The 22,151-nt window shown below is 63.7% G+C and carries 18 protein-coding genes; 8 read left to right on the forward strand and 10 right to left on the reverse strand.

The features are described from left to right. Window positions 1-77: 77 nt before the first annotated feature. Window positions 78-1,145 carry a hypothetical protein gene (locus ACFVTG_RS08970; protein ID WP_390279671.1) on the reverse strand — a complete coding sequence of 356 codons (1,068 nt, stop codon included), beginning with the start codon at window positions 1,143-1,145 and terminating at the stop codon, window positions 78-80. Window positions 1,146-1,586: 441 nt separating this feature from the next. On the opposite strand from ACFVTG_RS08970, the gene ACFVTG_RS08975 reads away from it, so the two are divergent. The 6 genes from ACFVTG_RS08975 (at window position 1,587) to ACFVTG_RS09000 (ending at window position 9,529) form a co-directional block, all read left to right on the forward strand. After that, entirely contained in the window at window positions 1,587-4,241 is a 2,655-nt protein-coding gene (locus ACFVTG_RS08975; RefSeq protein ID WP_390279673.1) for a LuxR C-terminal-related transcriptional regulator, read from the forward strand. 122 nt (window positions 4,242-4,363) lie between these two features. After that, a complete protein-coding gene (locus tag ACFVTG_RS08980; RefSeq protein ID WP_390279675.1) occupies window positions 4,364-5,698 on the forward strand; it encodes a SufS family cysteine desulfurase in 1,335 nt (444 codons plus the stop codon). After that, window positions 5,695-6,222: a Fe-S cluster assembly sulfur transfer protein SufU gene (gene sufU / locus ACFVTG_RS08985; protein WP_390279677.1), complete on the forward strand. Its 528-nt coding sequence runs from the start codon at window positions 5,695-5,697 to the stop codon at window positions 6,220-6,222. Before ACFVTG_RS08980 ends, sufU begins: the two co-directional genes overlap by 4 nt. A 68-nt stretch (window positions 6,223-6,290) precedes the next feature. Further along, window positions 6,291-6,428 (forward strand): hypothetical protein, encoded by a 138-nt coding sequence (locus ACFVTG_RS08990; protein WP_390279679.1) that lies wholly within the window; start codon window positions 6,291-6,293, stop codon window positions 6,426-6,428. A 558-nt stretch (window positions 6,429-6,986) separates the two neighbouring features. Beyond that, window positions 6,987-8,543 carry a polysaccharide pyruvyl transferase family protein gene (locus ACFVTG_RS08995; RefSeq protein ID WP_390279681.1) on the forward strand — a complete coding sequence of 519 codons (1,557 nt, stop codon included), beginning with the start codon at window positions 6,987-6,989 and terminating at the stop codon, window positions 8,541-8,543. Next, complete coding sequence (locus ACFVTG_RS09000) at window positions 8,540-9,529, forward strand: glycosyltransferase family 2 protein (RefSeq protein WP_390279683.1); 990 nt, start codon at window positions 8,540-8,542, stop codon at window positions 9,527-9,529. Before ACFVTG_RS08995 ends, ACFVTG_RS09000 begins: the two co-directional genes overlap by 4 nt. Window positions 9,530-9,580: 51 nt before the next feature. Here ACFVTG_RS09000 and nhaA read toward each other — a convergent pair whose 3' ends face one another. From nhaA to ACFVTG_RS09015, 3 genes are all read right to left on the reverse strand, one after another. Further along, the gene (gene nhaA / locus ACFVTG_RS09005) at window positions 9,581-10,888 is read right to left on the reverse strand and encodes a Na+/H+ antiporter NhaA (protein ID WP_390279685.1); all 1,308 of its coding nucleotides are present in this window, start codon (window positions 10,886-10,888) and stop codon (window positions 9,581-9,583) included. Window positions 10,889-11,051: 163 nt separating this feature from the next. Then, window positions 11,052-11,273 (reverse strand): SCO4848 family membrane protein, encoded by a 222-nt coding sequence (locus ACFVTG_RS09010; protein WP_284752540.1) that lies wholly within the window; start codon window positions 11,271-11,273, stop codon window positions 11,052-11,054. A 1-nt stretch (window position 11,274) separates the two neighbouring features. Beyond that, complete coding sequence (locus tag ACFVTG_RS09015) at window positions 11,275-11,772, reverse strand: DUF2505 domain-containing protein (protein WP_284752541.1); 498 nt, start codon at window positions 11,770-11,772, stop codon at window positions 11,275-11,277. 159 nt (window positions 11,773-11,931) lie between these two features. Here ACFVTG_RS09015 and mfd point away from each other — a divergent pair, with 159 nt between their 5' ends. Together mfd and ACFVTG_RS09025 are read left to right on the forward strand one after the other, a co-directional pair. Beyond that, a complete protein-coding gene (gene mfd / locus ACFVTG_RS09020) occupies window positions 11,932-15,660 on the forward strand; it encodes a transcription-repair coupling factor (protein WP_390279687.1) in 3,729 nt (1,242 codons plus the stop codon). Between the two features lie 3 nt (window positions 15,661-15,663). Continuing rightward, window positions 15,664-16,470: a metal-dependent hydrolase gene (locus tag ACFVTG_RS09025; protein WP_390279689.1), complete on the forward strand. Its 807-nt coding sequence runs from the start codon at window positions 15,664-15,666 to the stop codon at window positions 16,468-16,470. Between the two features lie 44 nt (window positions 16,471-16,514). Here ACFVTG_RS09025 and ACFVTG_RS09030 read toward each other — a convergent pair whose 3' ends face one another. From ACFVTG_RS09030 to deoC, 6 genes are all read right to left on the reverse strand, one after another. Further along, window positions 16,515-18,959 carry a beta strand repeat-containing protein gene (locus ACFVTG_RS09030; protein ID WP_390279691.1) on the reverse strand — a complete coding sequence of 815 codons (2,445 nt, stop codon included), beginning with the start codon at window positions 18,957-18,959 and terminating at the stop codon, window positions 16,515-16,517. After that, window positions 18,956-19,465, reverse strand: a complete 510-nt coding sequence (locus ACFVTG_RS09035; protein WP_390279693.1) for a hypothetical protein — start codon at window positions 19,463-19,465, stop codon at window positions 18,956-18,958. The genes ACFVTG_RS09030 and ACFVTG_RS09035 overlap by 4 nt, the downstream gene beginning before the upstream one ends. A gap of 1 nt (window position 19,466) precedes the next feature. Continuing rightward, window positions 19,467-20,306, reverse strand: coding sequence for a hypothetical protein (locus tag ACFVTG_RS09040; protein WP_390279695.1), 840 nt, complete (start codon window positions 20,304-20,306; stop codon window positions 19,467-19,469). Between the two features lie 86 nt (window positions 20,307-20,392). Further along, window positions 20,393-20,848 (reverse strand): hypothetical protein, encoded by a 456-nt coding sequence (locus tag ACFVTG_RS09045; protein WP_390279697.1) that lies wholly within the window; start codon window positions 20,846-20,848, stop codon window positions 20,393-20,395. Between the two features lie 257 nt (window positions 20,849-21,105). Beyond that, complete coding sequence (locus tag ACFVTG_RS09050) at window positions 21,106-21,330, reverse strand: hypothetical protein (protein ID WP_284752548.1); 225 nt, start codon at window positions 21,328-21,330, stop codon at window positions 21,106-21,108. A gap of 53 nt (window positions 21,331-21,383) precedes the next feature. Further along, on the reverse strand, window positions 21,384-22,088 hold the full coding sequence (gene deoC / locus ACFVTG_RS09055) for a deoxyribose-phosphate aldolase (RefSeq protein WP_390279699.1): 705 nt from the start codon (window positions 22,086-22,088) through the stop codon (window positions 21,384-21,386). Window positions 22,089-22,151 lie beyond the last annotated feature (63 nt).

Raw genomic sequence — 22,151 nt, forward strand, 5'->3', positions numbered from 1 at the left:
GTGTGGCGTGGGCGTCCGGCACTCCCGGAGTATGTAGTGTCCGGTTGACCCTCAGGGACCTGGGAACGCGTGTCGCGTTAGTTTGTCACTCCCGCGGTGGTGACAACAGAGAGCCACGGACCGGCGGGCACACTGGCGCGGTCAACGAAACGCCACGATACGTGGTCGTTGTCGCCGTCCAGATCAGCGAAGCCCAGGCAGCCGTTCAAGGCAGGTGACACATCCATGCCCGCACCCTGGCTCGGGTCGCCGGAGAACTGCTTGTTGGCAGGACGCGCGTTGTTCGCACCGAAGACGTAGGCGGAATCGTGGTAAAGGGAGCCGCTGGAGGGGCCGGCATCTTCGACTTGTCCGTAGCAGACGCTGCCATTGGGGCCGGTGATCTGGACCCATGCGTTTTTCATGTAGCTGTAGCTCGAGTCCGCGCAGTGGTTGACGCCCGTTTTGGCGTTGTCCGCGGCGGCCCACGGAATCACGTTGCAACGCTCGGCGAAGGCGACACTGTCATTGACGTCGTCGTAAGGCAGGTCCAGGTAGAACGGGTTCTGCAAAGGCTTGGGCTGGTGCAGCGGGAAGTACCCATTACTGGCAACGCGCTGTTCCGTGGCACATTTGAAGCTCGTGCCGGTCCCGGAACTGACTCCGTCACAACCGCCGTAAGTGCTGCCGGGGCAACCGCTCGCGCTCGACGGAGTGGTTCCCATGTTGATGCCGGTGTGCTGCAGAGCCCACTGGCCGTTGTACGTGGAGCAGACCTGGGAGCCGTCCGAGAGGCTGGCATTGAAGATCTCGCCCACCCAGAAGGTGGTGCTCACGATGTTGGTGTGCAGCGGGTATGTTCCCGTGACGGGCAGGGGCGCTGCCGTTGGTGCGGGTGCGCCGGCGGCTGGAGCGGAAGCAGACGGTGCGGCCGGAGCGGGCGTGCTCGACGGCGTCGTGACCTTGGTAGGGGCCGGCGTCGGCGCCGGGGTGGAGGTGCGCGTTGGCGCGGATGAAGCGGAAGGCGACGAGCTCGGCCGCGAATATGAATCGCGGTCGCCGGCCTGGTAGGAGGATTTGTGTGATGACTGGACAGCGGACATGGTGGCGAACCCGCCGAAGGCAAGGACCGCCAAGGCGACGAGTGCTGTGAACAGGTGTTTCATATTTTGGGTGACATATCTGTTGGGGACATAGACATACGAGACCTGGGCAATGGGTAAGGCGATCTGCGGCCGAACGCGCCGCAGCGTCGTACACGGCCAAATGGTGTGTCACGACAGAGTGGTTACGGAAATCGGCTGCGCTTCAACTCCCCAGAAGTAGCCAGCCGGAACTTACTCTTGCGGCACCAGCTTACACAGTTAGATCACAGGGTGGTAACAGCGGATGCAAATCCGACGAAGGAACCGGCCTGGAAACGACGCCTTGGCACTTCGCCTGGAGGCCCCGTGGAGCGGGGATATTCCGCGCTAGTAGCCCCGGAAAACCAAGTAGTTACCACTCAATTCAGGGCTGAAACCCGGAGGTAACGTTTGGAAATGACACCGGTCCGTGCCACAGCCGTCAGGAACGTGTGTCCGGCGGCCCGAAGATGAGACAGGACCATGGACGAAACCGAAGGGACCCACACCTCGCCCCCGATTATTCGGGCAGCCGAGCTCCAGGAGATTGTCATTGCCTTGTCAGGGCCGGAACCGGCCGGGATAGTCATCTCGGGACCGGGCGGCTCCGGAATGACCACCCTCTTGGACGCCGCGGCTTCAGTGCTGGGCGGGTCCTTTAGCGTAATCGCCCACAACGTCTCGGAGTCATTCGCGGACATTCCTTTTGGAATCGCCATGGCGCTTGTTCCGGACCTGCCGGCCAGGGCCAAGGTGTGGCCGGGTTCCATCGTGGCAGCTTGCCGCAAAGCAATACGTGGGGCTGCGACATCCGGATCCGCCGCCTTGCTGGTGCTGGACAACATCGATTTCCTGGATGACATGTCCCTTTGGCTCCTGAGCCAATTGCTTGTTGAACCGGACATCCGCCTGATTGCCACACACCGCTCGGACCGGCCCTTGAGGATGGAACTCATGGAGTCCGTGGTTTCACGGCAGCTTTCCGTTGTGACGCTGGATGATCTTACGGAGCAGCAGCTCCGCGAATTCCTTGATGATCGCCTCGGCGGGCGTGCTGCCCGCAGCCTGGTCCGGGACATCCATGCCCTCACCGGAGGAAACCTGCAGACCGCGAAGTTGCTGGTGGACGAAGCCGCGGCGCGTGGCGAGATCGTGGAGCAGGCTGATTCCTGGATATTGTCCGGGCCGATCCGCCTGGACGGTTCGCAAGCGCTCGAGCTGACCCGCCACCGGCTTGAGGGCTATTCCGTGCCGCAGCGGCAGGTCGTGGACATTCTGGCGGTGGGGGAGCCCATACCGCTGGCAGTCCTTGACCAACTTGTCCAAAAGCGGGCGATCGAAGCGCTGCGGGCCGACGGAACGATCCGTGTCCAGAAAGACAGCCAGGAGACGGCAACGCTCAGCCACGCCATCGAGGGGAGGCTGGCCCGGCAGCAGCTGGGAGCTGCACGGATCCTCGAACTACGGCGGAGCATCTACGCGTCGTTTTCACCCGTTGCCGATGACTCGCTTTGGACGCTGTTCCGTCGCGTGGACCTCGAACAGGCGAGTGGTCTGCCGGTGCCCGACGCCGATCTTTTGGCCGTGGCCATTGCCGCAAACGACATTCACGACAATCGGAGGGCCCGGCGGTCCGCGGAAGCGGTGCAGGCGCCGGAACTCGGACTGGTTGCAGGTGTGGAACTGGCAAGGGCCCTCTACCAAACAAGGGATTTCTCCGGGGCGGTCAGGGTCCTGAAGGGTTTGGTGGCGAACACCCCCGACGTCCTGACTCTGGACTTCGCCCACGCGGTATGGCTCCTGCTGCATGCGCTTTTGCCGACATCGCCCGGGGCCAGTGTGCTGCAGGCGGTCCTCCAGGATGCCCGACGGCGGCTGGAGGCTGCCGCCGTCGGAATCCAGCCGGGCGGGGAGGCCCATCGTGACCATTCGGCCGTCCGGGACGAACTGGATGTTCTCCAGCTGTATCTGGATGCGCAGAACGGCACCTGGCCTTCAGCCAGTGGTGAGCTGTTCCAAAGGCTTAGCCATAGCCAATTGGTCGATCCTGGATTGCGTACGGAGCGCCATCCACCACCGCCTACCCAGGCTGGCGTGCTGTTGATGGCCCTCGTATCCCAAGGGCTGGCCGTCAGCGGACGGTTCGCGGACGCCGTCGCCCTTTCGACGCTGGCCCTCGAAGCCGTGGGGCGGCTGCCACGGTGCCCCGTGGACTTCCACTCCACGGTGCTGACCATCCACGGGTCCAATCTGATCTGGCGCGGGCAATGGGGTGGCCCCGAAATGTTCTGCGCCGGCAGTTCCAGCTTCAGCAACCGGATGAGCTATTTCGGCGGCTCCGCCCACCTCTACAGGGCGCTCGTCCTCGCCAGGCAGGGGAGCCTGGAACTGGCATGTGAACAATTCCGCCAGGCCAAGGCCCGGCTCGATGAAGCCGACCCCGACGGACTCCTGCCGCCGGCCCTCGGAGGACTTGCCGCGGCTGCGTGGTTGCTGGGCGATGTCAACCAGGTACGTCGCGCCTTGGCGGCCTACGACTCGCGGGCCAGCGGCGGGAACTATCTCGCCTCGCAGCTCGCCGAAAGCTATTCGTCCGCCGCCCGGTCAGTGCTGGTTGGCGCGGAACACTCGCACCGGAAACTGCTCCAACTTGCCGGTTCTGCCGCCAAGAAGGGACACCGGGCCCTCGAAATGTTGAATCTCGGCCTGGCTGCCCGCACCGGCAGCCGGGGATACAGGCAGCTGGGAGCGGGAGTGTCCGAACTGGTGTGGAGCGTCGAGTCCGGCATACCGTCGGGACAGGAAGCAGGACAGGAAATGGGAACAGGGCAAGTAAGCACGGGGGAACCTCAGCAAGCGTTCGACCAGGAGGAAGCGTTCGCTTTTGACGAGCCCCACCCGGTCGGTCCGGAGACCGGGTCCTCGGTCCTTCCCGGCATTGTCAAGCTTTCACAGCGTGAACGGGAAGTCACCGCCTTGGTGGCCTCCGGGCTGAGCAGTGCTGAGGTGGCTGCTCGATTGGGTATCGCGGTGAACACGGTCAACGCCCACCTGCAGCGGGTTTACGGCAAGCTCGGGGTTTCGCGCAGGCAGAAGCTCTCCGAACTGTGGGACGAGTTGGCGAAGCCGGAGGAGTAGGGTCGGCGCTCCGCGGATGAAGGCAGCGAAGCCGATTGGTGGGACAATTACTAGGTGACGCCGCCACTCCTGGCGGTCAGCCGCTGGCGATTGCCACGTAGTCCTAACAAGGAGCACCGGTTTTGACAATGGTTTCCACCCCCGCGAGGGGAGATGCCCAGGTTTCCGCACTCGATGACGATGAAGTCCGTCGCATCCGCAACGACTTCCCCGTTCTTGAGCAGGAAATCAACGGCAAACCGCTGGTCTACCTGGATTCGGGAGCCACCTCGCAGAACCCCCGGAGCGTTCTCGAGGCTGAGCAGGAATTCTATGAACAGCGGAACTCCGCCGTCCATCGCGGCGCGCACCATCTTGCGGTAGAAGCCACGGACGCCTTCGAGGAAGCGCGTGCCACCGTGGCACGTTTTGTGGGAGTGCAGGACGATGAGCTGATCTGGACCGCCAACGCCACCGCCGGGCTGAACCTCCTGGCCTATTCGTTTTCGAACGCCAGCGTGGGGCGGGCAGCCGGCGACGCCGGGCGTTTTGCCCTCAAGCCGGGCGACGAAGTGCTTGTCACCGAAATGGAACACCATGCCAACTTGATCCCCTGGCAGGAATTGTGCCGGCGGACCGGAGCAAGCCTCAAGTACATTCCCCTGGACGACGCCGGTGCGCTGCGTCTTGAGGAAGCAGCACGCCTCATGACCGCGCGCACCAGGATCCTGGCCTTCACCCACACCTCCAACGTGCTTGGCAACATCAACCCCGTGGACGTGTTGGTCCGGATGGCCCGGGAAGTGGGCGCCTTGGTGGTCCTGGACGCCTGCCAGTCCGCGCCGCACCTGCCCTTGGACTTCAAGGCCCTGGACGTGGATTTCGCGGTATTCTCCGGCCACAAAATGCTGGGGCCCACGGGTATCGGCGCGGTCTATGGCCGCAGCGAACTACTCAATGCCATGCCACCGTTCCTGACCGGTGGTTCCATGATCACTACCGTGACCATGGAGGAAGCCCAGTACCTGCCCGCCCCGCAGCGTTTCGAGGCCGGAACCCAGGCTATTTCTCAGGCGGTGGCACTGGCTGCCGCAGCAAACTACCTCAGCGAAACAGGAATGCACCGGATCGCCCTTCGTGAGGCGGAGCTTGGCCAAAGGCTTGTCACAGGCCTTAGCGCTATCGACGGCGTGCGCGTGCTGGGACCCGGTCCAGGAGAAGAACGGACCGGACTTGCCGCGTTCGACGTCGCCGGAGTGCACGCGCACGACGTCGGGCAGTACCTCGATGATCTGGGCATCGCCGTCCGGGTGGGTCACCATTGTGCCCAGCCCCTGCACCGCAGGCTGGGCCTGAGCGCTTCCACCAGGGCCAGTACGTACCTGTACACCACGTCCGAAGAAGTCGACCTGCTGGTCGAGGCCGTCGCGCAGATCAGGCCATACTTTGGTGTAACCGCTGCCGGAGCCACATTATGAGCGGCCTGGATTCCTTGTACCAGCAGCTGATCCTGGAGCACTCCAAGACCCGCAGCGGTGGAGACCTCGCCAAGCTTCCGGCCGCGGCAATGGGCACTCCCGGCCCGGGACAGAGCGGAACGGGACAGGGCGGAACGGGACAGAGCCACCAGCTCAATCCCATTTGCGGGGACGAAATCACCCTCCGGCTGAGTCTCGGCACCGACGGTGACGGACAGGCTGTCACGGAGATCCATTGGGACGGTGACGGCTGTGCCATTTCGATGGCCTCCGCGTCCATCCTCAGTGAAATGGCACCGGGCATGTCCCCGACGTCCCTTCGCCACACGATCGATCACTTCCGGGAATTGATGCGTTCGCGCGGCAAGCTGGAAGCGGATGAGGAACTGCTGCAGGACGCTGCCGCCCTGGCCGGGGTTGCCAAGTATCCTGCCCGGGTAAAGTGCGCCATGCTCGCATGGGTTGCCGCGGAGGACGCGCTGCGCCAAGCCGAGGCGGGCCAAGGGGTGTCCCAGGCTCTCTAATGCGGGTAGCCCGAGGTCGAGTAGCGTCCACTCTATTTCGGGCTCCGGGCCGGACTTAGCCTCGAAGCATGATTACCTTGGAGAGCAGGCGCGAATGGCGCCGGAGCCAGCATCGGGTCCGCAGGGCGGAATTCGTGGTTGTGGGAATGTTGCTCGTCCTCGTCGCCGCGACAATTCTCGCCGCCGTCGCGGGACTGATGCAGTAAGGGCCGGACGCACCAACGCAGCCATGCTGCGGGGTTCACGGCCGACTATATGACGTTGAAAAGCCTACGAGATGACGTTGAAAAGCCTACGAGGCAAAGAAAAGCTCGGACCCGCAAAAACCGGTCCGAGCTTTTTTGTACCGTTGGCCTAGTCACCGCATCATTTGGGTACCGCTGCGATGAGCACCGAAATCGACATGAGACCGAGAATTGCCCAAACAAAGATCAATGACCAGTTCTTCTCTTGGGCTTTCCTGTGGGCCCCATGCCACACTCGTTCCATACTATTCGCGTCCATAGCAGCAAGGTATTCCTGCCGAAACCGGCCAAACAGCGTGCCAACCACCCTACTTGAAAGACTCATTACTCCATTTGAAATATCGGCTACTCGTATCATTCCCGTCGTGGCATTTCCTGGGTGTCAGCACTCAAAACCCGGAGAATCGTCAAGGTTCGGAGTCCCCGGAGAAGAACGATAGGCTGTTTCAGCGCATCCGGAAGTGGTTGGGAGCCTAGCCACTGCAACCACTGCGTGCATGGTTAGGGAAGGACCGAGCGTTGAAGATTCTGGTACAAGGCGATTTGGGCCAGGTGGCCTACCACGTCGGTGACGAGGCGATGGCAATCGCAGCGGCTGATGAACTTCGAGCCCGGTTGCAAGCCGGAATCGTCCTCCTCACCCGCGACCCGGGACAAACCGGGGAGCTTTACGGCACGGCCGCGATAGACACCTTGGTGTTCCCCTGGCCGCCGGCAGAGCGCAGCAACCACTTGGAGCTCGTCCGCCGGGCGGCTCGCGGAGACAGGACGGCGTTGCCCCCGCAAGATTCGGTGTGGCGGGTCATTGACGAAGTGAAATCGGCCGACGGCGTGCTGATCGCGGGCGGCGGCAACATGAATTCATTGTATGGATGGTTGCTCTATGAACGTGCGGCGCTGGGCCTTATCGCGAACGAACTGGGCAAGCCCTTGGTTGTGAGCGGACAGACTTTCGGTCCCACGCTGTTACCCCAGGATCAGCAAATTCTCCATGAGCTCTTGGATTACGCGGCGTTGGTGGGTGCGAGGGAGCCATCCTCCTATGCGCTGGGCTTCCAGATGGGCCTGGGTTCCGGGAAGCTCATCAGGGTCCTGGACGATGCCAGCTTCCTGGTCCCGCCCGGATCGGTAGGCGCACCGCCCGGATCGGTAGGCGCACTGCCCGGATCGGTAGGCGCGGAAAATCCAGCCCGGGAAGGGTTCGAGTATCCGGCCGGCCCTTTCATTGCGGCGACCTTTGGTCCCGAATCCTGGCGGGACGGAACCCGCAGCCTTGCAAAGCTGGGAGAGGTGTTGGACCGGGCCGTGGAGCTGACCGGCCTTCCGGTCTATCTGATCCCGCACGTCGGCCACCTTGGCCAAGATGGCCAGGGCGGTGACCACGAGTCCCATGAAACTGTACTGGCACACTCCCGGAGCGGCCGGGTTCACGTTTGCCCCGTGCTTCCGGCCCCCGCGGCCGCGGCATTGACGGTGGCATCGGAGCTAGTGCTGACAAACCGCTACCATCCTGTGGTCTTCGGCCTAGCTGCCGGCGTGCCGGTTGTTGCGCTCGCGAATGACTCCTACTCGGATGTGAGATTGCATGGAGCCATGGGCAACTGGGGTGTGCAGGACTGGGCCTTGCCGCTGAGCAGCCTCGACATCGGCGGTTTCGACCTTGCGATCGCCGAAGCATGGACGAGGCGCGCGGAAATCCGCGAGCACCTCGACTCGCTGCGTCCCCAGATACACGCCGTCCACGAGAACTGGTGGGACGCCGTCGCAAGCATTTTCTCGGCGACAGGCGTCGAAGCAGCAAAGGGGCTGGGGGACGTCGTGACGCTTGAATCGGACTCGGAGTGGGCCAAACAGGCCCGCGGCCAACGGGCCCAGTTCCGTGCATTGAGCGGCGGTATCGCCAGCCTCTGGACGGAGTGGGACGACGTCCGCTCGCAACGCGATCTACTGTTGCATGAACGGAATGAAGCCCTGGATGAAAAGGAACGAATCGTGCAATCACGATCGTTCAGGACCGCTTCCATGTTGCGCGAAGGTGCCAACCTGCTGCGCCGTGTTTCCGGAGGCCGTCGATGAACGCCCAGGCCCGCGTCGCCGTCGTCGTACGCACAAAAAACCGGCCGGTCCTCTTGCGCAGGGCGCTCGCGGACATCTTTGACCAGTCCTTCGAGGATGTTGCGGTGGTCGTCGTGAACGACGGCGGGGATCCTGTTCCCGTAGACGCGCTCGCCAGGACCTGGGACCACCTTCCCGCCGGCAAGCTGACGATCCTCCATCACGAGGCCAGCAAAGGCATGGAGGCCGCGTCCAACGCGGGAATCCATGCCACGGACTCGGAGTTCATCTCCATTCATGACGACGACGATCGTTGGCACAGGGACTTCTTGAAGAAGACCGTGGGCTTCCTCGAGGGGGCGCCGCAGGCCCAGGGCGTGGCCGTCCGGACGGATATCGTCTATGAGGAAATCCGCGGCGGAGTCATCGAGCAGACCGGCTCCCAGGGGTTTGAGCATGAGCTTCGGGCGATCACCTTGTCCGATATGCTTCGCAGCAACCGGGTGGTGCCGATTTCCTTCCTGTACCGCCGTTCCATCCTGGAGCGGATCGGGTGTTACAACGAAGCGCTGGACGCCGTGGGGGATTGGGAGTTCAACCTCCGTTTCCTTTCGGCGTCTCCCATTGAATTGCTGGACGGCGAGCCCCTTGCCTACTGGTGCCATCGACCATCAGAGCGCGGCGACATGGGAAACAGTGTCATCGCCGGTGCCGATGACCACCAGAAGTTCGACCGCTATGTGCGTGATGTCTACCTTCGCGAAGAGGCAGGCAAGACTGGATACGGAACCTTGCTCTATTTGGCCCAGATGCACGGCCAGCAAGAAGGTGCGATCCGTGAGTTGCGCGAGTTGGCGGAGCGGATAAATTCAAGTGTGGACGAGCTGGGCCGAAGGGTGGCGTCCTTGGAAGAAACCGTCCTGAACAGGACCAGCTTTACCGATCTTGCCAGGCGTCCCGGCCGGGTGACCGGCAGGATCGTCCGGTTCTTGCGCGGCAATCGATGACGGCCGGCTTATCCTCGAACCGCCCAACGCGGGCGAACGTGACCAGGTGCATCAGGCGCGGGTAAAAACATCGGGGACGCCATCGCCGTCGGCGTCCCTTTGCTCCTCCCACGCGACGCTGCGGTAGTGCCGGTTGCGGGCTTTGAGCACGACGGCGGCAAGCACCGCCGCGGCGAGGGAACCGGCGAGGATGGCCACTTTCGCGTGGTCATCGTGCGGGGAACCGGTACCGAAGCCCAGCTCGGCGATGAGGAGGGAGACGGTGAAACCGACGCCCGCCAGCATGGCCAGCCCCGCGACGTCGATCCATGTCAGGCCGTCATCCAACCGCGCGCGGGTGGTCTTGGTGATGAGGAATGTAGTGCCGAAGACTCCTGCCGTCTTGCCCACCACGAGGGCCAGAACGATCCCTATAGCTACCGGGTCGCTCAGGGCAGCTCCGAGTCCCTCGGCGCCGCCCAAAGCCACGCCGGCAGAGAAGAACGCGAAAACAGGTACGGCAAAGCCTGCGGAGAAAGGACGCAAGCGGTGTTCGAAACTTTCGGCGAGCCCGGCCGCAGGTTCACCCTTCTTGCCTGAGGCCACGACGGGTACGGCGAAACCGAGCAGGACCCCGGCGACGGTGGCGTGGATTCCCGAGGCGTGGACGAAGGCCCAGGTGGCCGCCGCCAAGGGGAGGAGCAGGTACCAGCTGCGAACCCGTTTCTGGACGAGGAAAGCAAAGAGGGCCAGGGGCACCGCAGCGGCCAGCAGCATGAAGGGTTCGAGGCCGTTCGAGTAGAAGAACGCGATGATGCCGATAGCAATCAAGTCATCCACCACGGCCAGGGTCAGCAGGAAGGTCCGCAACGCGGCGGGCAAATGCGTGTTGATGACTGCCAGGACAGCCAACGCGAACGCGATGTCCGTGGCCGTCGGGATAGCCCAGCCCTTGAGTGTTTCCGCGCCCGAGCCGAGGTTGATGACCACGTAGATGAGCGCGGGAAGGGCCACGCCGCCCACTGCCGCCGCCACCGGGACGATTGCTTTTGCGGGCTTCCGCAGTTCCCCGGCCACGAATTCACGCTTGAGCTCCAGCCCGGCGATGAAGAAGAAAACGGCCAGGAGCCCGTCGGAGGCCCAGTGGCCCAGGCTCAATTCCAGATGCCAGGGAGCGTAGCCGATCTTCACTTCGCGCAGTGCGAAGTAGCCGTTCGCCAGGGGTGAGTTTGCCCAGACGAGCGCGGCCACCGTGGCGGCGAGCAAGAGTGCGCCGCCGACGGTTTCAGTGCGCAGAATAGCCAGGATCCGTTGGTACTCGGGGAAGCTGGAGCGGCTCAAAACCCTGGAAGGGGCAGCGCGGTGCGGACGGTTCGCCATGTGGCTCCTTGGGGAGTTCGGGGTCGACAAAACTGTTGCCGACCAGACTTCCCGGCGCACCTGTGTTCAATTTTAGCCGAGGCACCCAACTCACTCGCATTTGTTGTCGTTATGAGCCGTCAAAACGACAACAAATGCGAGCTAGTTGGGCTCGGAAGGGGCGTTAGGTGAGCAGCCCCGTGATCCCGATGACCGCCGTCGCGAGTCCGAGCACCATGGAGATGGTGACCAACACGACGTGGACCGTGAGGAACTTCGTGGCTTTCCCGTTGGCGTCGCGGGCACGGGAGTCGGCCATGACGCGGCGCAGGAACTGTGGCCACACAATCAGTGACCACGCGCCTGCGACGATCAGCACAATCGACAGCCCGGCTGCCAGCTGCACGCTAGTGGCTTTCGAGCCAGGCCTGGGCCTGCTGGGACTGGATGTTCAAGGCCTTGCCCACCATCGGTTCGGCTGCGTCGGCGATCTTGCCGCCGAGGAATGGAACCGACGACGTGACGGCACCTTCGAGCTCGACGCGGGTGTTGCCGCCGTCGGCCACCAGGCGCTGCACTGCGGTGACATCCAGCGGTGCGCCGGAAATCTTCAGGGAGATGTGGCTGGTCCGGGAGCCGTCGGCCGTCGGGGCGTCCCATTTCTCGGTCTGGGTGACGGTGAGTTTCTCGCCCACGAATTTGCGGGCGATCTCCGGGAGGCGCGTGGTGGGCAGGGTGCGGACCGTTGTGGTGGTGAAGGGTCCGGCGACGTCGCCGTCGATCTGGAATGATTCCAGCGTGCCGCCGACATACTCGCTCGTGTGGCGCAGGAAGTCTTCGTCAATGAAAGTAGCTGCTACGCGGTCGACGCCGTAGGGCAGGGTGGTGGATGCGTTCAGGGCCATGGGGGTCCTCCGTGAATATCTCGGTTGAAAGCTCTTGCGGCTCCCAAACATCCTACGGTGTGGGCGGGGTAGGCTAGGAACGCCCCGGGATTCGAGAGAATTTCGGGTTTTCGTGCTGCCTTTCCCTATCCGACTTCCCTCTTCCGAGGAGTGCCATCCATGAGCCCCAAAGGCCAACCATTAGCGGTCAACTCCGGAATCAGCCCTGCCGGCACTGTCGCATCCCTTGATGGATTGCGGCGTGCCCTGGGTGAGGACCGGACGTTCGCGCGGGTCAGGCCTGAGGCTTCGCGGGCGTTCGGCGAACGCAGCAACGACTACCAGATCAGCGCCCCCGCAGGCTTGAGGGCCGCGCTGCTGGCGGAAATGGCCGACGGCCTCGCCTCCCGGAAGCTTGAAGACAGCGCCGTGGTGTTGGCCGTCACGGCAACGGGTCGAGAAGCCGAGGACCTCACCGAGGCCTTGGCCGCCTATCTCCCCGCGGACTCAGTGGCGGCCTTCCCCAGCTGGGAAACCCTGCCGCACGAAAGGCTCTCCCCGCGCTCGGACACCGTGGGCCGCAGGCTCTCGGTCCTTCGCCGCCTGGCCCACCCGGAGAGCTCGACGGCGGGACCCCTGCGGGTGGTCGTGGCGCCCGTTCGCGCCGTGGTCCAGCCGGTCGTGGCGGGCCTCGGAGAGCTGGTCCCGGTGACATTGAGGGTGGGGCAGGAAATGCCCTTCAGCGACGTGGTACGCCGCCTTGCCGACGCTGCCTACTCGCGCGTGGACATGGTTACCCACCGTGGTGAATTCGCCGTCAGGGGCGGTATTTTGGACGTGTTCCCACCCACCGAGGACCACCCGATCAGGGTGGAATTCTTCGGCGACGAAGTGGACCAGATGCGCTGGTTTGCGGTGGCCGACCAGCGTTCGCTCTCGGGTCCGGCCGTGCACCACCCCAGCGAGTTGCACGCCCCGCCTTGCCGGGAAATCCTCATCACGCCGGCGGTCATGTCCCGCGCCGCGAAGCTCAAGGCCGACATGCCGGCCGCCGCGGACATGTTGGAAAAGATCGCGGGCGGCATCGCCGTCGAGGGCATGGAGTCCCTGGCGCCGGTCCTGGTGGACGCCATGGTGCCTTTCGTGGACCAGTTGCCGGCAGGTTCGATCGGTGTGGTCATTGAACCGGAGAAGGTCCGCACCCGCGCGCATGACCTCGCCGCCACCAACGAGGAGTTCCTCGAAGCGGCCTGGTCCACGGCGTCCGACGGCGGGGCGGCGCCCCTCGATCTCGACTCGGTATTGGGCTCCCAAGCCGCTTCAGCGTTGCACGCGGCCAGTTTCCAATCCTTGACGGACACCCGGAGTGCGGCGCTGGCCCACGGCGTCTCCTGGTGGTCCATCACGTCGTTGGCGACCGACGAAGACCTGGTCCTCGACATCGACGTCCTGAACCTGCACGCCCGTGAACCGCGCGGATACCAGGGCGACGTCGCGGAAATGCTCGAATTCATCGGTTCCCATGTGCGGGACCAATGGCGCATCGTGGTGGCGACGGACGGCCCCGGGCCTGCCCAGCGCCTCGCCGAATTGTTCCATGATGCTGATATCCCGTGTTCCCGCGTCGACTCCCTGGCCCACGAACCCCAGGCAGGCATCATCGAGGTGACCACTGCCGCCGTCGGTCGCGGTTTTGTCCTGGACGGCCTCAAGCTGGGGCTCCTCACGGAAGCGGACCTCCTGGGCCGCTCGTCGGCCGGCTCCACGAAGGACATGCGGCGCATGCCCTCGAAGCGGCGCAACGCCGTCGACCCCCTCCAGCTGCACGCAGGCGACTTCGTGGTCCACGAACAGCACGGGATCGGGAAGTTCGTGGAGCTGATCCAGCGCAAGGTGGCCGGCTCATCTGCCGGTTCCTCCGGGGGAGATGCCGGTCTTCGCGAGTACCTCGTGCTCGAGTACGCGGCGTCCAAGCGCGGTGCGCCCGGCGACCGGCTTTTCGTGCCCACGGACCAGCTGGACCAGGTGACCCGCTACGTCGGTGGCGACACGCCGTCGTTGAGCAAGATGGGCGGGGCGGACTGGGCGAGCACCAAGTCCAAGGCCCGCAAGGCCGTGAAGGAAATCGCGGGCGAGCTCATCAGGCTGTACTCCGCCCGAATGGCCTCGCGAGGGCATGCCTTCGCTCCGGACACGCCATGGCAGCGGGAGCTTGAGGAAGCCTTCCCGTATGTGGAGACGCCGGACCAGCTCACCACCATCAACGAGGTCAAGGCTGACATGGAACGCGAGATCCCCATGGATCGCCTCGTCTCGGGCGACGTCGGCTATGGGAAGACCGAGATCGCCGTGCGTGCCGCATTCAAGGCGGTACAGGACGGCAAGCAGGTCGCAGTTCTGGTTCCCACCACTCTGCTCGCCCAGCAGCACTATGAAACGTTCACCGAGCGCTTCTCCGGATTCCCTTTGCGCGTCAAGCCGCTGTCACGGTTCCAAGGTGCGAAGGAAGCCAAGGAAACCATGGAGGGAGTCAAGAATGGCTCCGTGGATGTGGTCATTGGCACGCACCGCCTGCTGTCCAAGGACTTCGAGTTCAAGGACCTTGGCCTGGTGATCGTGGACGAGGAGCAGCGCTTCGGCGTGGAGCACAAGGAAGCCCTCAAAAAGATGCGCACCAACGTGGATGTCCTGGCCATGAGCGCCACTCCCATCCCGCGTACCTTGGAGATGTCCCTCACGGGCATCCGCGAAACGTCCACCCTGGCCACGCCGCCGGAGGAGCGGCACCCCGTGCTGACGTACGTCGGGCCGTTCACCAACAAGCAGACCTCCGCGGCGATCCGACGCGAACTCATGCGCGAAGGCCAGGTGTTCTTCGTCCACAACCGGGTGTCCTCGATTGAGCGCATCGCCGCCCAGATCCGGGAACTCGTCCCCGAAGCCCGCGTGGAAGTGGCGCATGGTCAGATGTCCGAGAGTCGCCTGGAAAAAATCATCGTGGACTTCTGGGAGAAGCGCTTTGACGTCCTGGTCTGCACCACCATCATTGAGACCGGCCTGGATATTTCCAACGCCAACACCCTGATTGTGGACGGCGCGGACAAGTACGGGCTTTCCCAGCTCCACCAGTTGCGCGGCCGCGTGGGCCGTGGCCGGGAACGCGCCTACGCCTACTTCCTGTACCCCTCCGAGAAGCCGTTGGGCGAAGTGGCGCTCGAACGCCTCAAGGCCGTCGCGGCCCACAACGAGCTTGGCGCGGGTATGCAGTTGGCCATGAAAGACCTCGAAATCCGCGGTGCCGGCAACCTGCTGGGCGGGGAACAGTCCGGGCACATCCAAGGAGTCGGCTTCGACCTGTACATCCGCCTGGTGGGCGAAGCCGTGGCCGAGTACCGGGGCGAGGCCGAAGAGAAGGCCGCCGACATGAAGATCGAGCTGCCAGTCAACGCCCACTTACCGCACGACTACGTGCCCGGCGAACGCCTGCGCCTCGAGGCCTATAGGAAACTGGCCGCGGCCATCACCAACGAGGCCATCGACGAGGTACTGGCCGAACTCGTGGACCGTTACGGTGAGCCGCCGCTGCCCGCGAAGAACCTGATCGCCGTCGCGCGTTTCCGGGTGGGTGCCCGCGAAGCCGGGCTGTCCGACGTCGCGCTCCAAGGCAACTTCATCCGCTTCTCGCCCGCCCAGCTGCCCGAATCCAAGGTCATGCGGCTCAACCGCATGTACCCGGGATCGCAGATCAAGCCGGCCCTCGACGCCGTGCTGCTCCCCAAGCCCAAGACGGCAAGGATCGGCGGCCGCGACCTGCAGGACGCCGAAATCCTGGAATGGGCCAACACTGTGATCGAAGCTATCTTCTTCCCGGCTTCGCCGGCGTCCAGCGCTTCGCAGACCGCAGGCTAAGCGATGATGGGAGGACACCACGCCGCGTCCGGGGCTGCGGCGTGGATAGCTATCGCTTCAACCGGCCCGTACGCCTTGGGCTGGTACCCGCTGGACGCCACCGGAATCCTCATCGGGGCGATGACGACGGCGGGAACTGCTTTGGTGTGCGATTGGGACCACCGCTCAAGCACCATCGCCCACTCACTGCCGCCGTTGTCGAACGTGATCGCCGTCGGGATCGAGAAGGCCAGCGGAGGGCACCGGCAAGGAACCCATTCACTCCTGGGCGCCTCGGCCTTCGTGGTGCTCGCCGCCATGGCCGCCCAGTTCCAGCTGGATACTCCTGTGGGCCGTTTGTCCGTGGGGGCCGGGCTGTTATGCATGTTCATGATCAACCTGGCCGCAAAAGCACTGAAGCTGTTCCCGAACTCGGGGTGGCTGGTCAATTGGGTTTTTGCCCTTGCTATGGCCGGACTGGTGACCTGGTTCGCTCCGCACCAATGGAGCTGGTTGCCGCTGTCCATGCTCACCGGCGTGATAGTCCACATTGTCGGCGACATGATCACCACCGGGGGAGTGCCGCTCCTGTGGCCCATCGTCATCAAGCCGCCGAAGTTCTGGCGCAAGCTGCCCCTCGTGAGCGGAATCTGGCGGGCCAACGGCGCATTCTCCATTCCCTTGCTCGGCAAGGCCGGTTCACGGCGGGAATGGCTGGTCCTGATTCCAGTGGGTGGTTACGCGATGGTTGGATTTGGCCTAGCGGCGTGGGCATTGCTCCGAAACCAGTGGCCGGCGCTCCTGGCGCTCATGCTCGGCTTGGGTGGATGACGGTGGATTTCAGAACTTGCTGGTTCTGACGCCGGGACCCGACGTCAGAACCTTGACGTACCTGCTGATGTAAACGGCGTTGTGCCGAGTGGGTTCGCAGCCAGGTCGGACAGTCCAGACGGCGGGGTGTAGGACGGGGTTCCGGCAACACTCGACGCTAGAGTCCCGGTTTTGTTGGTGCCGAGGACAATCGTGAGCTTGAAGAGGGCCGGATCCCATTGAACCGAGGAAACCTTCCCGTTGCCCGAGCCCTGGAACGTTGCCGTCGCGGAGCTAACATAGTTTCCGCCCAAGGCCACGGTCCCGATGTTGAGGGAGGGACATGCACTGCTGGAGACGGTCAGAGTGTCGTTGGACCCGTTGTCATGGAGGGTGACGACGACATCGCTGTTGCTGTTCAGGACCTGAGTTCCGGTGTTATTCCAACCTGGGCAGAACTTGGTCGCATCCATGCGCTCCGAATAGGTAATGGTCACCGAGTCTAAGACGTCAGCTGTGCCAACAGTGTTGCCACCGTTCGACAGTGCAACCCCTGTCACTGTAGGCGGCACGACGTCCTTCGTGCTGCTTGCCGTACCCGCGGCGCTGACATTGCCGGCGGGGTCCGTGGCTGTTGCCGAGTAACTGATGGCACCGGGGTTGAGCGTGCCCAGGTTGAGTCCACTGATAGACCAGGTCCCCGAGCCCGTCGCGGTGACAGTCTGGCTGACGGTGTGAGTGGGGGTGCCGACATCCGTGACAGTCAGACTGACTGACGCTCCGGCGTCGGAGGTTCCGCTGACCGGGACACTGGCTACGTTCGCGCCGTTCACAAAGGCAGGAGCGTTGACCACCGGAGTAGCGGAAACCGTGTCTTTCGTGTTCGTCGCCGTAACGGTGGCGCTCACGTTTCCGGCCGCGTCGGTCGCTGTCACCTGGTAGGTGGCCGTGCCTTGGTTCAGCCCCGTGAGGTTGAGTGCAGTCGTGGACCATGCACCAGTGCCACTGGCCGTCACGGTTTGTTGCACCGTGTGCGCCGGACCGGGGTCCGTGACAGTCAGACTGACTGATGTGCCAGATTCGGCGGTGCCGCTGACGGGGACGTTGGCCACATTGGCGCTATTCACGAATGGTGGGACGCTTATCGACGGCAATCCGGGCGCGATCGTGTCCTTGGTTTTAGTAACCGTGGTAGTAGTCCCGGTATTGCCGGCGGCGTCCGTGGCGGTGGCCGCGTACGTGACGGCGCCCTGGTTGAGGGCTGCCAGGTTGAGCCCGGTTGTGGACCATGCGCCGGTGCCGCTGGCCGTCGCTGTTTGCGTTACCGTATGGGCGGCCCCGGCGTCGGTGACGACCAGGGTTACCGCCGCGCCAGCCTCCGCCGTGCCGTTGACTGGCACGTTCGCAACGTTGGCGCTGTTGACGTACAGCGGGGCGGAGATCGTTGGGGCGGCCGGGGCCACTGTGTCCTTGATGCTGGTGACGGTCACCGTGGAGCCGGTGTTGCCTGCAGCGTCCGTGGCTTTTGCGGCATACGTGACGGTGCCTTGGTTCAGGGAGGTCAGGTCGAGGCCGGTTGCCGTCCACGCTCCGGAGCCGCTGACTGTCACTGTTCCTGCCAGCGTGTGGGCAGCACCGGGATCCGTGACTGTAAGGGTCACCGTTGATCCGGGCTCAGCTGTGCCGTTGACCGGGACAGCGGCAACGTTGGCGCTGTTCACGTACGTGGGCACGATGATCGAAGGCGCGCCGGGTGCCACCGTGTCGATCTTGATCGCAAGATTCTGGGAGGCGCAGGAGTTGCCTGCGTTGTCGGTCGCGAAATAGGACACGACGTGCGTTCCGTCGCCACTGACGGTAACGGCCGCGTTGGCGGCATTCACCGTGGTCTGGCTACCGGAATCAACGGCGTAGGTGATCGATGCGACGCCGGAGCCGCCTGCGTTGTCCTGGGCTGTCAGGTTGACGATGACAGGGCTGCTGTTGTTGAAGCCGGACGCGTTGGGCGTCGGGGAAATGGACGCAACGGAGGCCACCGGCGGTGTGCTGTCACTGCTGACGGCGTCACTGCGAGGGCTTTCAGCGCCGGTCCAGAGTGCGATGACCGGGGTGACGGTGTAGAACCATATTCCGCCGGGGACGTTGTGTTCGGCACAACTGAGGACCGTAACAGTGCCTGCGCAGGCCCCTGTCGCAGGGGTTTTGGATCCGCCGGTGGCCGCGTTGTACCGGGCCACGGTGTAGCCGGTAACGGCCCTGCCGCCCGCCGTCGTACCAGGTGTCCAGCTCACTGAGATATCGGCGCCAGTGGCAGAGGCGGATGGCTTGCTTCCAGGCATGACGGCGTCCCCGGCGGCAGCGGCGAAGTTGCTGCTGCTGATGGACTGCCAGAACGCGTAGGCCGCCGAACCGATGCCGGACACCAGGAGGATTCCGATCAGTACCCACGGCGCACGGGTCCTAAGCCAAGCGACGGTGAGGGGCATGTGGTGCAGTGGTTTAGTGCTCATTTTCGGACCGCCAACGTGACTGGAAGGTGGAACGTGGCACCCTGGCAGGCCGGCTGGGATGTTGCATCCATGCCCGCCGCCCCGGGGAGGGTGACCAACGCTGTCGAATTCGCGGGGATGGAAACGGACGGGCTGAGTGGACCGGGAGAGCCGGCGAAGGTGACGCCCGTAGTGGTGCAGGCAGGATGCGCGGTGTCGGCGGTGACGGGTCCGTCGCCCATGACGCTGTACACCTGGACCGGGTAGGGGTTCGGGTTGGTCACCCGAAGCACTATGTCGGCTGTCCCACCCGGGATCAGCATCGACGTCGGGGTGTCACCGGGAACGAGCGCGTCGACGGTCACCGTTTGCATGTCGCCGGTGGCAGCGGAGCCGCTGCCGGAGCCGTTCGTGGCCCAGTATGCAAACGCCGTCCCCGTACCGAGTGCCAGGGTGAGCGCGCCTGCCAGGAATGCGGCCTTGACGCCCCGGCCTCCGCTGATCTTCAGCCGTCCGTTGGAAGTCATGTCAGTTGCCCTGTCCCGTTCCGGAGTAGGAAAGCTGGAGGGTTGCGCCTTTGCAACCGTCCTGGTTGAGCGAGCTATTCAGCATCTTTATCTGGGGCCATTGAGCCGCCGGAATTCCGTTCCCGGAAAGGGAGGAATTGCCCGGCGGGGCGGCGATCGGATAGCTGCCGCTGAATTGGGTCACGGCGTAGTCCGAAGGATTGCACGGCCGGTTGTTAGCCATGGCCTGGGCAGTCCGGGTGACTCCCGTGACGGAAACAGTGAGGCCAGTGACATTGAGGCTGGAATTGCCCGGGTTCGCCAACTGGAGATCAATCGGCACGCCGTAGCCCGGCGCGAGAACTCCGGTGGGGCCGCCTGAGATGGTGAACGGCTGGTGCTGGCCGGCGGTCACCGTCAAGGAAACGACGACGACGGCGGACTGTAGCGTCCCGCTGCTGCCCTTGAGGCTCAGGGAGTAGGTTCCAAGAGGTGTGGCGGAAGTGGTGGACACGTCGAGGGTTGCTGACCCTGATCCGGGCCCGGTGGCTACGACGGCGGGAGAAAACGATGCCGTGGCACCTGCCGGCAGCCCAGTGGCCGACAACGAGACATTCCCGGTAAAGCCGCCCGAAGGCTGGACCACCACGTTGTAGCTTGCCGACGTTCCCTGAACGGCGGTCCTGTTGGTGGGTGCCAGCTGAAGCGTAATGCCTTTGGGCGGGTTTTGGGTGCCGTTGCTGTTGGCGGCGAGCACTACGCCCGATGTGAGGGTCACCAGAAGAAGGCCTGCCAGGAGCACTTTAGCTCCCGCGCGGACGGTGCGGATCGGCGATCGGAATAGCTCCGGAATGCGTGGCACCGGTTCCTCCTCTGGGTCTGTTCTGCGTGGATTCTGTGCGGACAGCACAAGCTGGTGGGCCCGTGACGGGCCCACCAGCTGGATGGCTAGAGACTTCCGACCGTGACCGTCACCGTGGCGCCCTTGCAGGAGTCTTGGCTGGCGGCGTCGTTGAGGAAGGTCAGCGTTCCGCTGCCGACGGACGTGCCGGTTGAGTTGTGTGCCACGGGCGAATTCGAGGTCGAGGCGGTAACCGTGAACCAGGAAGCGAGGCAATGCGTGGGATCGCTGGTGGATACCGTTGCGGTGAGGGCTCCCACAACTGTGTCGGTGTTGCTCGCATTGTCGGCCGTGTAGGCGACAGACGTCGAGTTGCCTGGTGCCAGGCCGGCCGCGAAGGTGGCGTGCAGGGTGACCGTTCCTCCGCCTGCCGAGTTGGCCGCCCCTCCCGACCCGGTGCCGGTGGTGGTCCAGTAGGCGAAGGCTGCTCCGCCGCTTGCTGCCACAAGGGCAACCGATGCTGCAACGGCGTAGACTTTTCCCTTTTTGCTCAATTTGCGCATGAGTGAAACTCCTTTTTGAATTGGTATTCCCCAGAACAGGCGAAGCGGCAAGGAATTCGCAATTACCAATTCTTGCTTCGATTGCCCATTCAATCGATGACCAAATGCTGGCATGCGCAGTGTTTAACTAACAACGAGTGGTGTTACCCGTTTTTCGCAGTCCAATGCGAGTGGTACTACTTGGTTTCGAAGGAGTCACACTTAAACCACTATGGCCCCGGACCGAAGTCCGGGGCCACAGCTTTTGCAGTTAGGTCTTAGCTTTCGCCAGCCGAGTTGGAGCGGCCGAGGATGGTCTGCGGGATCCAGAAGGCGAGGCCAAAGAGGACTAGGCAGACGGCCATCGGCCAGGTGTTCTCCAGCGTCAGGAAGGTCAGCGAGTAGATGGCGCCGAGGAACAGGACCATGCTGAACACAAAGAGCAGAATGCTCTGGGCCAGGGGGTTCTCTTTTTCGATGGGCTGGCTGGCGTTCTGGGACATGCTTTCCTCCTCGGCCCCGTGGGGCTCAAAAACTATGGCGGCTTCCGTGACATTCAGTACGAGGATGAACCTTGTTCACCCTTGACGATGGCAATTCCGGAGCTCGCACCGATACGTGTTGCACCAGCAGCAATCATAGCCTGTGCATCGGCCAAGGAACGTACTCCACCGGAGGCCTTGACGCCCAGCTCCGGGCCCACCGTCCTGCGCATGAGGGCAACGTCTTCCACCGTGGCGCCGCCACCGTTGAAACCGGTTGAGGTCTTGACGAAATCAGCCCCGGCCTCGACAGATGCCTCGCAAGCGAGGACCTTCTGCTCGTCATTCAGCAGGGCCGTCTCGATGATGACCTTCAGGATGGCTCCGCCGGCGTGGACCGCCTCCGCTACGGCGGTGATGTCATCCACCAACGCGCCCTTGTCCCCGGCCCGGGCCGCGGCGATGTTGATCACCATGTCGATTTCGTCCGCACCATCCAAAACGGCACCGCGTGCTTCGAAAGCCTTGACGTCGCTGGGAGTCGCGCCCAGCGGAAAGCCGACAACCGAACAAGTGAGCACTCCGGAACCTTTGAGGGCCTTCGTTACGGTCTTGACCCAAATCGGATTGACGCACACCGACTTGAACTTGTACTCCGCCGCCTCGGCACAGACTTGGCGCACCTCGGCCTCGCTGGCCTCTGGCTTGAGGAGAGTGTGGTCGATGTATGAAGCGATGCTTGCACTATTGTCCAGTGCGGTGGAGGCTTCGTTGCTCATGGAGGTCCTTCCGTGGCGGGCCCGGTGCGCCGCAAGGGTCGCGGCTCGTCAAATGACCATCTT

Origin of the sequence: Arthrobacter sp. NPDC058127 (assembly GCF_042884555.1) — a bacterium.
Classification (GTDB): domain Bacteria; phylum Actinomycetota; class Actinomycetes; order Actinomycetales; family Micrococcaceae; genus Arthrobacter.

Excerpts from the sequence above, each read along its gene's own strand:
- deoC (WP_390279699.1), bottom strand. The coding sequence starts at position 22,088 with ATGAGCAACGAAGCCTCCACCGCACTGGACAATAGTGCAAGCATCGCT.
- ACFVTG_RS09035 (WP_390279693.1), bottom strand. The coding sequence starts at position 19,465 with ATGACTTCCAACGGACGGCTGAAGATCAGCGGAGGCCGGGGCGTCAAG.
- ACFVTG_RS09000 (WP_390279683.1), top strand. The coding sequence starts at position 8,540 with ATGAACGCCCAGGCCCGCGTCGCCGTCGTCGTACGCACAAAAAACCGG.
- ACFVTG_RS09045 (WP_390279697.1), bottom strand. The coding sequence starts at position 20,848 with ATGCGCAAATTGAGCAAAAAGGGAAAAGTCTACGCCGTTGCAGCATCG.
- ACFVTG_RS08975 (WP_390279673.1), top strand. The coding sequence starts at position 1,587 with ATGGACGAAACCGAAGGGACCCACACCTCGCCCCCGATTATTCGGGCA.
- ACFVTG_RS09030 (WP_390279691.1), bottom strand. The coding sequence starts at position 18,959 with ATGAGCACTAAACCACTGCACCACATGCCCCTCACCGTCGCTTGGCTT.
- nhaA (WP_390279685.1), bottom strand. The coding sequence starts at position 10,888 with ATGGCGAACCGTCCGCACCGCGCTGCCCCTTCCAGGGTTTTGAGCCGC.
- ACFVTG_RS09015 (WP_284752541.1), bottom strand. The coding sequence starts at position 11,772 with ATGGCCCTGAACGCATCCACCACCCTGCCCTACGGCGTCGACCGCGTA.
- ACFVTG_RS09050 (WP_284752548.1), bottom strand. The coding sequence starts at position 21,330 with ATGTCCCAGAACGCCAGCCAGCCCATCGAAAAAGAGAACCCCCTGGCC.
- mfd (WP_390279687.1), top strand. The coding sequence starts at position 11,932 with ATGAGCCCCAAAGGCCAACCATTAGCGGTCAACTCCGGAATCAGCCCT.
- ACFVTG_RS08970 (WP_390279671.1), bottom strand. The coding sequence starts at position 1,145 with ATGAAACACCTGTTCACAGCACTCGTCGCCTTGGCGGTCCTTGCCTTC.
- ACFVTG_RS08990 (WP_390279679.1), top strand. The coding sequence starts at position 6,291 with ATGATTACCTTGGAGAGCAGGCGCGAATGGCGCCGGAGCCAGCATCGG.
- ACFVTG_RS09025 (WP_390279689.1), top strand. The coding sequence starts at position 15,664 with ATGATGGGAGGACACCACGCCGCGTCCGGGGCTGCGGCGTGGATAGCT.
- sufU (WP_390279677.1), top strand. The coding sequence starts at position 5,695 with ATGAGCGGCCTGGATTCCTTGTACCAGCAGCTGATCCTGGAGCACTCC.